Origin of the sequence: Azospirillum soli (assembly GCF_017876165.1) — a bacterium.
Taxonomy (GTDB): Bacteria; Pseudomonadota; Alphaproteobacteria; order Azospirillales; family Azospirillaceae; genus Azospirillum; species Azospirillum soli.
Map to the genome: position 1 here is coordinate 271,165 of NZ_JAGINQ010000004.1, position 13,812 is coordinate 284,976.

A 13,812-nucleotide genomic window follows, 5' to 3' on the forward strand; every position below is an offset into this window, starting at 1 on the left:
CTCCGAATGTTCATGCACAATAAGAATTTGATGTACACGGTGCGCGTTTCGGAACCGGACCCGAGGCTCGCCAGCCTGATGCTGGAACAGTTCGGCGGCCCGCAGGGCGAACTGGCGGCGGCCCTGCGTTATTTCACGCAAGGTCTGGCCGACGAGGATCCGGGCCGTAAGGATATGTTGATCGACATCGCGACCGAAGAATTGAGCCATCTTGAGATCATCGGCAGCATCGTCGCCATGCTGACCAAAGGCGTGAAGGGCAAGCTGGCCGAGGGTGCGGAGGAAGCGGCGGAGCTTTACGGGGACATCGCCAAGGGCAACGGCAGTCATACGCTGGCCGTCCTCTACGGCGGCGGCCCGGCCCTGACCAACTCCGCCGGCCAACTGTGGAACGCCGGCTACATCGACTCCATCGGCGAGCCGACCGCCGACCTGCGGTCCAACATCGCGGCGGAATCCCGCGCCAAGATCATCTACGAACGCCTCATTAACCTGACGCCCGACCCCGGCGTGAAGGACGCGCTGACCTTCCTGATGACGCGCGAGGTCGCGCACCAGAAGATGTTCGAGAAGGCGCTCTATTCGATCGAGAACAACTTCCCGCCGGGCAAGCTGCCGGGCAACCCCGAATACACCGACAAGTACTACAACATGAGCCAGGGTGCGGGCGACGCGCGCGGCCCCTGGAACCAGGGCGAACAGTGGGAGTTCGTCGAGGTCAAGTCCAACCAGGGCCCGGTCAACGGCGGCGACGGCAACCCGTCCGTCAAGCTCGCCGCCGCCGAGATGGCCGCCATCAACCAGACCGCCGCCCGCACCAAGTCGCGGACGGATGTCAACCCGCTGACGGGTGCCGACCTGGGCGCCGGTCCGGGCGCCGGCAAGATGACCAAGGCCGCGAAGTAAAGGCCGCGTTCGGCTCCCCAATTCCCTCTCCCCTCTGGGGAGAGGGTCAGGGTGAGGGGGCCGCGCGCCTCATGCTCTTCGGCTACAATGTCTTTGGCTGGGTCTTCGGCTGGTGCCGAACCCCCTCATCCTAACCTTCTCCCCAGAGGGGAGAAGGAACTTTGGGTCGCGGCCGGCTCATCAGCCACAGCAGCACCATCAGCCCCGGCAGGGCGCCGCCCATCGACAGCAGGAAGAAACTCACCCAGTCCATGCGGTCCGCCAGCCAGCCCGACGACGCCCCGAACAAATCGCCGCCCAGCTTGTAGAAGCTGCTCAGCAGCGCGTACTGCGTCGCCGTGTAGGCCACGTTGCACAGGCTCGACAGGTAGGCCACGAAGGCCGCCGTGGCGATGCCGCCGCAGACGTTCTCCACCGCCACCGTCACGGCCAGCGCCGACACGTCGTGCCCGACCCAGGCCAGCATGACGTAGCCGAGATTCGACGCCATCTGCATCAGGCCGCCGACCAGCAGCCCGCGCATGACGCCGATCCGGCCGACCAGCACCCCGCCGGCCAGCCCGCCGATGATCGTCGCCCACAGACCGAACAGCTTGGTGACGTTGGCGATTTCCGTCTTCTCGAAGCCCAGGTCCACGTAGAAGGGCGCCGCCATCACCCCGGCCAGCACGTCGCCCAGCTTGTAGCAGGCGATGAACAGCAGCACGCCGGCCCAGGCCGGGCGCGTCATGAACTCCACGAACGGCGCCACCACCGCCCCGTAGAACCAGGCCAGCAGGTCCGCCTGCCGCCCGGTCAGGTGCGGACGCGCGGCCAGCCATTCCGCCACGTGCCGTTCCCGCGCCTGCGATTCCGCCGAGGCCGCGACGCGCGGCTCCCGGTTCAGCAGGATCGTGACCATGCCGACCGACACGAGGCCCGCCATCGCGTAATAGGCCATGTGCCAGCCGAAGAATTCCGCGATGTAGAGCGCCCCCGCCCCTGCCGCCAGCATGCCGAAGCGGTAGCCCAGCACCAGCACCGCCGCCCCCGCCGCCTGCTGGCTTTCCTCCAGCACCTCGACGCGGAAGGCGTCGATGACGATGTCCTGGCTGGCCGAGCAGAAGGCGACCACGACCGAGAAGAAGGCCGTCCACCACAGCTGCGTCACCGGGTCCGTGCTGCCCAGCCCGACCAGCGCCGCCATCAGCCCGACCTGGGTGACCAGCGCCCAGCCGCGCCGCCGCCCGAACAGCCGCGTGACGACCGGCAGCCGCAGCCGGTCGATCAGCGGCGCCCAGACGAACTTCAGCGCGTAGGGCATGGTGACCAGGGCGAACAGGCCGATGGCCGTCTTGCTGATCCCGCCTTCCCGCAACCAGACCGACAGAGTCGCCCCGGTCAGCGCCAGCGGCAGCCCTTCGGAAAAGCCCAGGAACAGGATGGCCAGCACGCGCCGGTCCAGATAGACGGAGGCCGCTTCGCCCCAGGACGACGGTTTCACCGGATAAAGCCCTTCAAAATCGGTCTCTTCCGTGTATAGGACGCCCGTACATCAGCCGCCAGAGCGCTTTTTCGGGCGCCATGACGCACATACAATTGCAAACGTTGCGCCAGAAACTGTGGAAAAGTTTCAAAAACACGACTATAGAGTTGACCCCTTGGGCCGATCATCGGCCTAATGGAGGCCCACCCTTAGCAAAGGAAGAGTAGGCGTCATGGTCGAGCGTTGGTCCCCCGACAGCTGGAGGTCGAAGCCTGCGAAGCAGATGCCGACCTATCCGGACCCGTCCAAGGTCGAGGCGGTGGAGCAGCGTCTGTCCTCCTATCCGCCGCTCGTCTTCGCCGGTGAGGCGCGCCGGCTGAAGGAAAGCCTCGCCGCCGCCGCCTCCGGCAACGCCTTCCTCCTGCAGGGCGGCGACTGCGCCGAGAGCTTCGCGGAGTTCCACCCGAACAACATCCGCGACACCTTCCGCGTCCTGCTGCAGATGGCGGTCGTGCTGACCTTCGGCGCGTCCATCCCGGTGGTGAAGGTCGGCCGCATGGCCGGTCAGTTCGCCAAGCCGCGCTCCGCCGACACGGAGGAGATCGAGGGCATCGAGCTGCCGTCCTACCGTGGCGACATCATCAACGGCTTCGACTTCACCCCCGACGCCCGCGTTCCGGATCCGGAGCGCATGATGCAGGCCTACACCCAGGCCGCCGCGACGCTGAACCTGCTGCGCGCCTTCTCCCAGGGCGGTTACGCCGACCTGCACAAGGTTCACCAGTGGACGCTGGGCTTCGTGGAACGGTCGCCGGCCGGCGAGCATTTCCGCGAGATCGCCAACCGCCTGGACGAGACGCTGGCCTTCATGGCGGCCTGCGGCATCACCGCCCAGACCACCCCGCAGATCCGCGAGACCGAGTTCTTCACCAGCCACGAAGCGCTGCTGCTGCCGTTCGAGCAGGCGCTGACCCGCGTGGACAGCACCACCGGCGACTGGTACGACGTGTCGGCCCACATGCTGTGGATCGGCGACCGCACCCGCCAGTTGGACGGCGCGCACGTCGAATTCCTGCGCGGCGTGAAGAACCCGATCGGCCTGAAGTGCGGTCCGACGACCGACCCGGACGAGCTGATCCGCCTGATCGACGTCCTGAACCCGACCAACGAGGCCGGCCGCCTGACCTTGATCGTCCGCATGGGCGCCGACAAGGTCGCGGAAAAGTTCCCGCCCCTGCTCCGCAAGGTTCAGCGCGAGGGCCGCGTCGTGGTCTGGTCGTGCGATCCGATGCACGGCAACACCATCAAGGCGTCGAACGGCTACAAGACCCGTCCGGTGGACAAGGTCCTGGCGGAGGCGAAGAACTTCTTCGCCGTCCATCAGGCCGAAGGCACCCACGCCGGCGGCGTCCATTTCGAGCTGACCGGCCAGGACGTGACGGAGTGCACCGGCGGCGCCCAGGCGATCACCGATCACAAGCTGGCGCTGCGCTACCACACCGCCTGCGACCCGCGCCTGAACGCCAGCCAGTCGCTGGAGCTGGCCTTCCTCCTCGCCGAGGAGTTGAAGCGCGTCCGCCTCCAGCGCGACAGCGAACGCCGCGCCGCCGCCGCCGCGGAGTAACCCTCTCCGCCGTTCCCTCTCCCGTCCCTGGACGGGAGAGGCGGCAGGGAGAGAGTGTGACATTGCCGCACGCGTGCGAGAGTTTTCTTTCTCCAACACAATTATTTGGATATGCCTCCAGGATATTGATCGCTTTCACGATCGTCCCGGAGGTCTCATGAAGCGTACCGCGCGCATCGCCGCCGCTGGTGTCCTGATGGCCAGCGTTGCATCACCGGCCCTGGCTCAGAATTGCACCATCTCGGCCACCGGCAAGTCCTACACCCTGTCGGCGCTGACCCAGCCGAACCAGCCCTTTTCACTGGACGACGGTTACTTCCTGCAGGTGTCCGCCGACGGTGGGCGTCTGTTCGCGGACGTGATGCTCGACACCGGCTCGAACGTTCTGGTCATTCCCCATTACGCCGTCGCCGGATTTCCCAGCGATCCGGACAACGACACCTCGGGCTTCGTGATTTCCGCCAAGTCCCAGTACGTTTACGGCAGCAGCGGAAACGGCTACCTGGGCTACATGGTCAGGACGACCGTGCAGTTGAAGGACCGGCTGGGAACCACGGTGAACAGTTCCCCGGTGGAACTGTACGCCGCCGTCGAGAAATGCTCGTTCGTGAAGGGCAGCAACAACACCGAGTCGCCCACCAACTGCGAGGCGCTGGTTCAGCCGGCTCCCGGCAAGGTCGGCGGTCCCGGCATGATGGGCATCGGCTTCCAGACGCCTCCGGCAAGCGTGACGCTCAAGACCGGCAAGCTGCCGACGCTGACCAACGTGTTCCAGCAGATTCCCGGCATCGAGACGCAGGGCTGGATCTTTCAGGGCGATCAGGTCGTCGTCGGCCTGAACCAGCAGGTGACGCGGAAATTCTCCGCCTGGGCTCCGCTGTTGCAGACCACGCAGGACGGCACGCCGGCGATGAGCGCCGAAGGCTGCTTCCAGGTGACCCCGCCGGGCGGCGGCACCCCGACCGCGGCGCAGTGCGGCACCATGCTGCTCGACACCGGCATGTCCGCCATGAACGTGTGGGTCAACGACAAGGACTACCCATCGGTCTGCCCGGCGGCACCGACCGGCACCGGCGCGGGGACCAATGTCGGGTTCCACGGGGCGCCATTCCCGGAGGGCGCGCAAATCACCATCACGTCGCCGTGGCAGAATGGGACGCCGCCGACTCCCATCGTCAATTACACCTTCAAGGCTCCTCCGCCCCCGCCGCCGCCCTCCGCCCAGGGGACCGGCACGAAGCAGCCGCTGCTGCCGGCCGGCACGCCGTCGGCGACGATGTGCAGCCCGACGTCCGTCCAGTCGCACTCGAACATCGGCCGGATGCCGCTGGCGCTCTACAGCTTTGCCCGCAACCAGACCTGCGGCACATACTCCTACGCCGCGAATTGAGTTCCGGACATGGTTGGGAGCGTCCGGACGGGCGCTCCGCAACCTTGCCACATCACCGAACGACCATCCGGTCCAGCAGCACGTCGCGGACGCGCACCGGGCGGATTTCGCGGTCCACCACCGACGCGATGGTCTCCTTCATCAGCTTGGCCCCTTCGGCCCCGCTGAGCTGGCCCGGCTCGATCTGGCGCAGCCGGTCGGAGATCTGGTCGGCGATGCGCGGGACGTACGGATCGGCGACCTTGTTGTCCACATTCGGGTCGATTTCCAGCAGCACGCGGACGTCCACGATGCGCGCGTCCCCACCGCCCAGCGTGAAGGTCATGGTCGGCAGGGCCGCGTAGTTCTTCTTCGGCCCCATGCGGTCGCTGGCGTCGGGCTGGCGCGCGGACGACTTGATGGCCGCCACACCGCCGGCCCCCGCCGCCGCGAGGAGCACCAGCGCCACCGCAATGACCAGCGGTGTCAGGGAAACCGTTTCCCCATTCTCGCCGCGCCGGACAAACCGCACCACGCCGCCTTTCCACCCCAAGCGGGGCTGTGGCAATAATCGGACAAGCGAGTGTATGGAAGAACGTGGGGCCGGTCAAATCGCCGCACGCGACCGGCCCCACTTTCCCGCGCGAAATCAGCGACCGACGCCGCCCATGCACAAGTATTTGATCTCCAGATAGTCCTCGATGCCGTATTTGGAGCCCTCGCGGCCGATGCCGCTTTCCTTCACGCCGCCGAACGGCGCCACTTCGGTGGAGATGATGCCCTCGTTGATGCCGACGATGCCGTATTCCAGCCCCTCGGCCACACGCCACACCCGGCCGATGTCGCGGCTGTAGAAATAGGCGGCCAGCCCGAATTCGGTGTCGTTGGCCATGCGCACCGCCTCGTCCTCATTGTCGAAGCGGAAAAGCGGGGCGACCGGGCCGAAGGTCTCCTCCCGCGCCACCTTCATGGCCGGGGTCACGTCGGCGAGGATCGTCGGTTCGAAGAAGCTGCCGCCCAACGAATGCCGCTTGCCGCCGGTCACCACGCGGGCGCCCTTGTCCAGCGCGTCGCGGATGTGGTCCTCCACCTTCTCCACCGCCGCCATGTCGATCAGCGGCCCCTGCTGCGCGCCCTCGGTCGTCAGGCCCGGCCCGACCTTCAGCGCCTTCACCGCCTCGGCCAGCTTGGCCGCGAAGGCGTCGTAGACGCCGGACTGGACCAGGATGCGGTTGGCGCACACGCAGGTCTGGCCGGTGTTGCGGTACTTGGACGCCATGGCGCCCTTCACCGCCTCGTCCAGATCGGCGTCGTCGAACACGAGGAAGGGCGCGTTGCCGCCCAGCTCCAGCGAGATCTTCTTCACCGTGCCGGCGCACTGGGCCATCAGCTCCTTGCCGATCTCCGTCGATCCGGTGAAGGACAGCTTGCGCACGATGGGGTTGCCGGTCATCTCGTCGCCGATGGCGCGGGCCGACCCGGTGACGACGCTCAACACCCCCGCCGGCAGTCCCGCCCGTTCCGCCAGCACCGCCATGGCGAGCGCGGTCAGCGGCGTCGCCGTCGCCGGCTTGATGACCATCGGGCAACCGGCGGCCAGCGCCGGCCCGGCCTTGCGCGTGATCATCGCGGCCGGGAAATTCCAGGGCGTGATCGCAGCGGTGACGCCAATCGGCTCCTTGGTGACGACGATGCGGCGGCCTTCCAGATGCTGCGGGATGGTGTCGCCGTAGACGCGCTTGCCCTCCTCCGCGAACCATTCGATGAAGGAGGCGGCGTAGGCCACCTCGCCCCGCGCCTCGGCCAGCGGCTTGCCCTGCTCCGCCGTCATGATGCGGGCGATGTCCTCCTGCGCGGCCATCATCAACTCGAACCAGCGGCGCAGCACGGCGGCGCGCTCCTTGGCGGTCTTCGCGCGCCACGCCGGCCAGGCGCGGTTGGCGGCTTCGATGGCGCGGCGCGTCTCGTCGGCGCCCATCATCGGCACCGCGCCCAGGACGGTGCCGTCGGCAGGGTTGGTGACCTCCACCGTCTTGCCGCTGTCGGCATCGACCCAGCGCCCGTCGATAAAGCACTGGAAACGCAGCAGTTCGGCGTCCTTCAGTCCAAGCCGGGCGGCGGTGTCCACGGAATCGTACGGCATCGTGCCTTCCTTCCCTCAATGTTTGTTTAGGAAGGAGTATAGGGCGCTTCGTCGCGGCTGCGACCGCCGGGATGCAGTGCGGCATTTCTTCGCTGGTTCAAGGCACTTTGCCCTGGACTTGCCGCCGCCGCATTCGGCAGCATGCACCCCCAGCGAATGCACCGCCCAAAGCCTGAGCGGCGGACGAATAATGCACGCAGAGCGTGCTGAGGGGATGGAGAGCATGGAAAGCGGCAACGGCGGCCTGCCGGCGACAGCCGAGCGGCACCGGGCAATTCGCGACGCCATCTTTGCGGGCGCCACGCACCTCATCGTCGCGACGGACGAGCACGGCATCATCGTGGACATCAACCCGGCCGCCGAACGGCAGCTGGGCTATTCGCGCGACGAGCTGATCGGCCGCGCCACGCCCGCGACTTTCCATGATCCCCGAGAGATCGCCGACGAGGCCGAACGCCTGTCCCGCGAGCTGGGCGTTTCCGTCGAACCCGGATTCGAGGTCTTCGTCGCCAAGGCCCGGCGCGGCCTGCGTTCGGAGCGCGAGTGGATCTACGTCCGCAAGGACGGGTCGCGGTTCGCCGTTCTTCTCGCCATCTCACCCCTGCACAACGAGGCGGGGGAGCTGATCGGATTCGTCGGCATTTCCACCGACCTGACCGACCGCAAGGCGCACGAACGCGCTGCCGTGGAAATGCGCGCCGAAATCCTGGCCCGCAAGGAGGCGGAGCGCGCCAGCCTCGCCAAGTCCAAGTTCCTGGCCGCCGCCAGCCACGACCTGCGCCAGCCGCTGCAATCGGCCCTGCTGTTCGCCGCCGCCCTCGGCCCCCACGTCGCGGGCGAGCGCGGGCGGACCATGGTCGCCAATCTGGAAAAGAGCCTGGACGGCCTGCGCTCCCTGCTCGACCAGCTGCTCGACATCTCCAAGCTCGACGCGGGCGCCGTTCAGCCGCGCCTGTCGGACTTCCCCGTGTCCAACCTGCTGGACGAGTTGAACGCCACCTACGCCCCGCGTGCCGCCGCCAAGGGGCTGGCGTGGACGCTCGCCCCCTGCGCCGTCGCGGTGCGCAGCGATCAGGGGCTGCTGGGCCGAATCCTGCGCAACCTGATCGAGAACGCGCTGGCCTACACGCTGGACGGCGGCATCGAGATGGAGTGCAGGGCCGACTCCGAAGCGCTGACCATCACCGTACGCGACAGCGGCATCGGCATCCCGGAAGAAAAGCTGGAAGACATCTTTCTGGAGTTCACCCAGCTTTCCAACCCGGAACGCGACCGCAACCTGGGCATCGGCCTGGGCCTCGCCATCGTGCGGCGCCTGTCGCGCCTGCTGGGGCATCCGGTGGAGGTTCGCTCGCGCTTCGGCGTCGGGTCCGAATTCTCGGTCATCGTTCCCCTCGCCGCCGCCCAGCCGCTGCCGGAGCCTGCCGTTGTCGGCGCGAACCCGTCCGACGGCGACGGCCAGCTGGTGATGGTGTTGGACGACGATTCGCTGGTCCGCGCCGGGCTGGTCGCCATGATCCGGCAGTGGGGCTACGCGACGCTGGACGCCGGGTCATGGGAGGAGGCGGACCAGCAGCTGCGCGCCTCGCCGCGCCCGCCGGACGCGGTCATTGCCGACTACCGCCTGCGCAACGAGATCACCGGGGTCGCTGTCTTGCGCGCCATCCAGGACCTGTACGACGGCCCGGTGCGCAGCATCCTGCTGACCGGCGAGACCGGCTCCGCCCCCTTGTTGGAGGCGAAGGCCTTCGGCTGCTCCGTGCTGCACAAGCCGGTGTCGCCCGCCCTGCTGCGCGAAGCCCTGTCGGGATTGCTGCCGTCCGGACTGCTTTCCAAGGAAGGGTGAGGGCTTATTCCGCCGGGACAGGCCCCACCGCGACCGGCACATTGTCGATCAGCCGCGCCTTGCCCATCCAGGCGGCGGCGAGCAGGCGCGCCGGGCGCTCCACGCGGCGGACCGGCTCCAGCGTCTCGGCGTCGCGCAGTTCCACATAGTCGATGGTGCCGAAGCCGGCGGCGGTGATGCGCGCCTTGGCCGCCTCCAGGATCGCGCCGGCATCCACGCCAGCGGACAGCGCCGTCGCCGCCTCGACCAGCGCGCGGTTCAACTCCGGCGCGCGGGCGCGCTCATCGGCGGACAGGTAGGCGTTGCGCGAGGACAGGGCCAGCCCATCGGCCTCGCGCACGGTCGGCAGCCCTTCCACCCGCACGGGGATGTCAAGGTCGCGGGTGAAGCGGCGGATCACCATCAGCTGCTGGTAATCCTTTTCGCCGAACACCGCCACATCGGGCAGCGCCTGGAGGAACAGCTTGGTGACGACCAGAGCCACGCCGCCGAACATCTGCGGGCGGAAGGTGCCGCACAGCCCCTCCGCCGGGCCGCCGACCGCCATGGAGGTGGCGAAGCCCTCCGGATACATCTCCCGCACCGTGGGGGCGTAAAGCAGATTGCAGCCGGCCGAGACCAGCTTCGCGGCATCCCCCGCCTCGTCGCGCGGATAGCGGTCGAAATCCTCGTGAGGCGCGAACTGGGTGGGGTTCACGAACACACTGGCGACCACGCGGCTGGCCAGTTCGCGGGCGCGGCGCACCAGCGCCAGATGCCCGTCGTGCAGGGCGCCCATGGTCGGGACCAGCGCGACCGTCTCGCCCTTCTGGCGCCACGCGGCCACCTGGGCGCGGAGGTCGTCCACCGTTCGCACGGTTTGCAGGGCGGAGGTCTGAGCAAAAGCCAGGGTGGTCATGGAACGGGTCCCCACGCGAGCGTCGAAAACGGCGCTGGGATAAACCGCCGGACCGCCCCCTGTCCAGTCACACTGTTAAAGCCGCCCTCTGTTTTCGAGCAACTTTTTGATTCGGCCAACCTGACGAGGCCAACCGGATTCGGTGGGCAGAAGGGGCTGACGCCCCCCCCTGCCCGATCCGAACGTCAGCGCTTCAGAGTGATGGCGACCAGATAGGTCAGGTTGATCCACGCGCCGAGCGTGGCCAGCAGCACCAGCGTGGACGGCGACAGGACCACCGAACCGAGGATGACGACGAGGGCCACGACCAGCAGGCCGAGGGCGAGAAGGGTCACGCGCGTATCTTCCATTTCACTCTTCCAGCTGAGAGGTCGACTCTAAGAGCGCACAGCTAGACGAAAACCCCACTCCCTGTAGCTGATCTGAATCAAAAATCGGCCCGTTCGCCTCAAAAAGACACGCACCACCGGAAACACAAAAGGCCGGAGCGTCGGCTCCGGCCTTTTGAAATTGGGATGGTGGGCGCAGTAGGGATTGAACCTACGACCCCACCCGTGTGAAGGGTGTGCTCTCCCGCTGAGCTATGCGCCCATCCCAGGAAACTCAGCCAACGGATCGACCGTCCGGCGGGGGCGCACCCTAACAGCACTGCCGCGGCGAATGCAAGCCCCAGGATAATCGGTTGACACCGGTCCGTAAGCGCACCCACATGAAGGCGATCGTTCAGAGGGCCGGGGCATACCCGTCGTCCGCAACAACGGCAGACATGAAGCGGTTGGGCCACATCTTCGCCACACTGGCGTTCGCCTTCGCGCTCCTGATGGGCATGGCGGGCGGAGCCATGGCGCATGCGGAGGCCCATCCCGGCGCCATGGACCACCATGGCACCCAGCATGCGCCCTCGGCCCCAACGCACGGCGCTTCGCATAAGGCCGCACTGGTCATCGTAGCCCCCTGCTGCCCTGCCGCCGAAGCTCCGGCGCAACACGGCGCCTCGATCCCGGAGAGGGTGGTCGAAGCGTCCTGGCACCCGCGCCCCAGCAACGCGCCCAACGCCCGGGACATCACCCCGGACACGCCTCCTCCGAAGTCCAGCCTCTGACCCGCTGAGCGCTCCGACGCATGCCGCCATCCGGCGATGCGCGAGCGATTCCCATCACGCGATCAGAGGACTTCCATCATGCCCGATTCGAGGCATTTCACGACCCGTCGCGGCTTCATCGCCGGGCTGGGCTTCGGCGCCGTTTCCCTGTACGGCGCCTGGGCGGCCTACGGCGCCGCGCCGCTCCCCTTCGGCGGCAAACCCTCGGCGACTCCCGAATCCGACTCACACGGCAACCATGACGGTCATGGCGCCGCGGAGGCGCCCGCCGAACCCGCTGGCCATGGTGGCCACGGCGCGTCCACCGGCATGGCGCCCGAAGAATTCCGCTTCGAACACGACGCCTTCGTCCGGAAATACGCTCAAGACGACGGCAGCATGAACCCGCACACCGGCGGCAGCGCCCACGGTCAGCACGGCGCCACCGCCGGCCATGCCCATGGCGCCGACGGAGAACCCGTCGATGTCTATCTGATGGCGCAGAAGTTCGCCTACAGCCCCGATTTCATCCGTCTGAGAACCGGCCAGCCCTACCGGTTCCGCATGATGGCGGACGACATCACCCATGGTGCCTCGATTCAGTTGGGGTCGGGCAGCCGCATCATCCGCCTGCGCCCCAACACGGTCACCGAACAGACGATCACCTTCACCAAGCCGGGCGAGTACCTCGTCTACTGCACCGTCTATTGCGGCCAAGCGCACGACGCCATGCAGGGCCGCATCGTCGTCGGCTGATTGAAGGGAGGACGCATTATGAGTTCCATGTCGACACCCTTCGCCCCGGCCGGTTCGCGCTCCCGCCTGACCGCCCGGATCGCCGCCCTGCCGGCGGCCGACAAGGCCCTGTTGAAGCTGTTGTTCGGCGCCGCCCTGCTGGCCTTGGCGCTGGGCCTCGCCGGAGGATTCGTCACCGCGCTGGCCCGCGCCGGCGCACTGACCTTCTTTCCGGACGACGCCTACCGCATCCTGACCCTGCACGGCGTTTCGGTCTTTTTCTATTGGCTCTACCTGATCCAGGCGGCTCTTCTGCTGGTGCTGGCGGCGGCCGAGAACGGGCGTGGCTTGGCTCTCCGCCCCGTCGCGTGGCTCGGCGCCGCGCTGATGCTGGCCGGTTTCGGCGTCAGCGAGTGGATCTCCGCCACCGGCACGCCGTTGCTCTACGACGGCAGCCCGGAACTCGCCGTGGACGACCCGCGCTCGGTCGGTTTCTTCGCGCTGGGCTACCTGCTGCTGTCGGCCGGTCTGGTGGCGTCCGCCGTCAGCGGCATCGCCACGGTCCTCCAGCCGCGCCTGCGCGGTGACGCGGATGAATTCTCCTCCATCGGCTTCGCGCTGTTCGCCTGGGCCGGCTTCCTGGTGGTCAGCGCCATCGCCGCCACCAACGCCTTCCTGCCGGGCGTGCTGTGGTCGCTGGGCGCCGGACCGTTCCCGGCCGATCACGGCACGGAATGGCACATCCTGTTCCACAACCTGCACTACCTGCCGCTGATGGCGACGGTGCTGGTGTGGTACGTGCTGACCGAGCACCTGACGGGCGTGAAGTCCATCCACGGCGCCAGGATGTCGAAGATCGTCTTCGCCGCCTATCTGGTCTTCGTGCCGCCGACCAGCCTCTACCACATGTTCCTGGAGCCGAACCTGTCGGAGAGCGTGCGCGTTGTCGGCTCGCTGCTGTCGCTGTTCGTGTCGGTGCCGACGCTGGCGGCCTTCGCCATCATCGTCTCCTCCCTGGAGGCCAGCGCGCGGGCGCGTGGCGCTTCCGGCCTCTTCGGCTGGATGCGCGGGCTGCCCTGGGATAACCCGGCCATGGCGAACATGGGCTGGGCGGCGGTGAACATGATGGTCGGCATCACCTTCGCCTTCGTGCTGATCCAGGGCGAACTGGCGCCGCTGCTGTCGGACACCTTCTTCGTGCCCGGCTATTTTCATTTCTTCGCGGCGGGCGTTCTCACCCAGACCTTCCTGGCGGCCATGATGGTGATGCTCCCGGCTTTCGGCGGCGGCGCGTTGTGGCGTCCGGCGGTGCTGACACGCATGCCGGCGCTGGTGACGGCCGGCCTCGTGCTGTTCGGAGCGGCGGGGATCGCGGCGGGCTTCATGGGCGTGCCGCGCCGGGTGTTCGACGTCAGCTATGGCGGGGTGGCCCCGGCCGCTTGGCCGGTTCTGATGGCCTTGGTCGGCGTCGGCGCCACGGTTTTCGCCGTCGCCATTGCGGTCACCGTCTACGGAGTCGTCCGCACGCTGCTGTCCCGTCGCACGCCGGCCTTTCAGGCCTCCGTGGTCGATTGGCGGGCCGGGCCGGACGGAGTCGGTGCCGCACCCGCCTGGACCGGTCCACTGTCGGTCGCGGCCTTGGTCGCCGCCATGTACGTCTTCACCATCGTCGCGTTCCAATTGATCCAGTCTCTGCCGATCATCGCCGTCGGCGGCGGTCACGGACACTGAGCGCAGGAGAAAAG

12 protein-coding genes and 1 tRNA gene are annotated in these 13,812 nt (G+C 67.7%); 7 read left to right on the forward strand and 6 right to left on the reverse strand.

The window, feature by feature from the left end:
• The first annotated feature begins 6 nt into the window (after positions 1-6).
• On the forward strand, positions 7-906 hold the full coding sequence (locus tag J2852_RS08970) for a manganese catalase family protein (RefSeq protein ID WP_209874077.1): 900 nt from the start codon (positions 7-9) through the stop codon (positions 904-906).
• A gap of 130 nt (positions 907-1,036) precedes the next feature.
• Here J2852_RS08970 and J2852_RS08975 read toward each other — a convergent pair whose 3' ends face one another.
• Positions 1,037-2,389 carry an AmpG family muropeptide MFS transporter gene (locus tag J2852_RS08975; RefSeq protein WP_209874080.1) on the reverse strand — a complete coding sequence of 451 codons (1,353 nt, stop codon included), beginning with the start codon at positions 2,387-2,389 and terminating at the stop codon, positions 1,037-1,039.
• 214 nt (positions 2,390-2,603) lie between these two features.
• On the opposite strand from J2852_RS08975, the gene J2852_RS08980 reads away from it, so the two are divergent.
• Positions 2,604-3,995 carry a class II 3-deoxy-7-phosphoheptulonate synthase gene (locus tag J2852_RS08980; protein ID WP_209874083.1) on the forward strand — a complete coding sequence of 464 codons (1,392 nt, stop codon included), beginning with the start codon at positions 2,604-2,606 and terminating at the stop codon, positions 3,993-3,995.
• A 157-nt stretch (positions 3,996-4,152) separates the two neighbouring features.
• Positions 4,153-5,385 (forward strand): hypothetical protein, encoded by a 1,233-nt coding sequence (locus J2852_RS08985; protein ID WP_209874086.1) that lies wholly within the window; start codon positions 4,153-4,155, stop codon positions 5,383-5,385.
• Between the two features lie 52 nt (positions 5,386-5,437).
• On the opposite strand, the gene J2852_RS08990 is transcribed toward J2852_RS08985, so the two are convergent.
• A complete protein-coding gene (locus tag J2852_RS08990) occupies positions 5,438-5,899 on the reverse strand; it encodes a flagellar basal body-associated FliL family protein (RefSeq protein ID WP_343206702.1) in 462 nt (153 codons plus the stop codon).
• Between the two features lie 114 nt (positions 5,900-6,013).
• Positions 6,014-7,507, reverse strand: coding sequence for an NADP-dependent succinate-semialdehyde dehydrogenase (gabD, locus tag J2852_RS08995; RefSeq protein WP_246499396.1), 1,494 nt, complete (start codon positions 7,505-7,507; stop codon positions 6,014-6,016).
• Between the two features lie 223 nt (positions 7,508-7,730).
• On the opposite strand from gabD, the gene J2852_RS09000 reads away from it, so the two are divergent.
• Complete coding sequence (locus J2852_RS09000; protein ID WP_209874090.1) at positions 7,731-9,353, forward strand: hybrid sensor histidine kinase/response regulator; 1,623 nt, start codon at positions 7,731-7,733, stop codon at positions 9,351-9,353.
• A gap of 4 nt (positions 9,354-9,357) precedes the next feature.
• On the opposite strand, the gene panC is transcribed toward J2852_RS09000, so the two are convergent.
• The 3 genes from panC to J2852_RS09015 form a co-directional block, all read right to left on the reverse strand.
• Entirely contained in the window at positions 9,358-10,251 is an 894-nt protein-coding gene (gene panC, locus J2852_RS09005; RefSeq protein WP_209874094.1) for a pantoate--beta-alanine ligase, read from the reverse strand.
• A 185-nt stretch (positions 10,252-10,436) separates the two neighbouring features.
• Positions 10,437-10,586 carry a sugar tyrosine-protein kinase gene (locus tag J2852_RS09010; protein WP_343206703.1) on the reverse strand — a complete coding sequence of 50 codons (150 nt, stop codon included), beginning with the start codon at positions 10,584-10,586 and terminating at the stop codon, positions 10,437-10,439.
• Between the two features lie 181 nt (positions 10,587-10,767).
• Positions 10,768-10,842: transfer RNA gene (locus J2852_RS09015), tRNA-Val, on the reverse strand.
• A gap of 175 nt (positions 10,843-11,017) precedes the next feature.
• Between J2852_RS09015 and J2852_RS09020 the strand changes: the two genes are divergently transcribed.
• The 3 genes from J2852_RS09020 (at position 11,018) to J2852_RS09030 (ending at position 13,798) form a co-directional block, all read left to right on the forward strand.
• On the forward strand, positions 11,018-11,353 hold the full coding sequence (locus tag J2852_RS09020; RefSeq protein WP_209874100.1) for a hypothetical protein: 336 nt from the start codon (positions 11,018-11,020) through the stop codon (positions 11,351-11,353).
• A gap of 78 nt (positions 11,354-11,431) precedes the next feature.
• Complete coding sequence (locus J2852_RS09025) at positions 11,432-12,088, forward strand: cupredoxin domain-containing protein (RefSeq protein ID WP_209874104.1); 657 nt, start codon at positions 11,432-11,434, stop codon at positions 12,086-12,088.
• A gap of 18 nt (positions 12,089-12,106) precedes the next feature.
• A complete protein-coding gene (locus tag J2852_RS09030; RefSeq protein ID WP_209874106.1) occupies positions 12,107-13,798 on the forward strand; it encodes a cbb3-type cytochrome c oxidase subunit I in 1,692 nt (563 codons plus the stop codon).
• Positions 13,799-13,812: the final 14 nt, after the last annotated feature.

Excerpts from the sequence above, each read along its gene's own strand:
- J2852_RS08980 (WP_209874083.1), top strand. The coding sequence starts at position 2,604 with ATGGTCGAGCGTTGGTCCCCCGACAGCTGGAGGTCGAAGCCTGCGAAG.
- J2852_RS09020 (WP_209874100.1), top strand. The coding sequence starts at position 11,018 with ATGAAGCGGTTGGGCCACATCTTCGCCACACTGGCGTTCGCCTTCGCG.
- panC (WP_209874094.1), bottom strand. The coding sequence starts at position 10,251 with ATGACCACCCTGGCTTTTGCTCAGACCTCCGCCCTGCAAACCGTGCGA.
- J2852_RS09000 (WP_209874090.1), top strand. The coding sequence starts at position 7,731 with ATGGAAAGCGGCAACGGCGGCCTGCCGGCGACAGCCGAGCGGCACCGG.
- gabD (WP_246499396.1), bottom strand. The coding sequence starts at position 7,507 with ATGCCGTACGATTCCGTGGACACCGCCGCCCGGCTTGGACTGAAGGAC.
- J2852_RS08985 (WP_209874086.1), top strand. The coding sequence starts at position 4,153 with ATGAAGCGTACCGCGCGCATCGCCGCCGCTGGTGTCCTGATGGCCAGC.
- J2852_RS08970 (WP_209874077.1), top strand. The coding sequence starts at position 7 with ATGTTCATGCACAATAAGAATTTGATGTACACGGTGCGCGTTTCGGAA.
- J2852_RS09030 (WP_209874106.1), top strand. The coding sequence starts at position 12,107 with ATGAGTTCCATGTCGACACCCTTCGCCCCGGCCGGTTCGCGCTCCCGC.
- J2852_RS09025 (WP_209874104.1), top strand. The coding sequence starts at position 11,432 with ATGCCCGATTCGAGGCATTTCACGACCCGTCGCGGCTTCATCGCCGGG.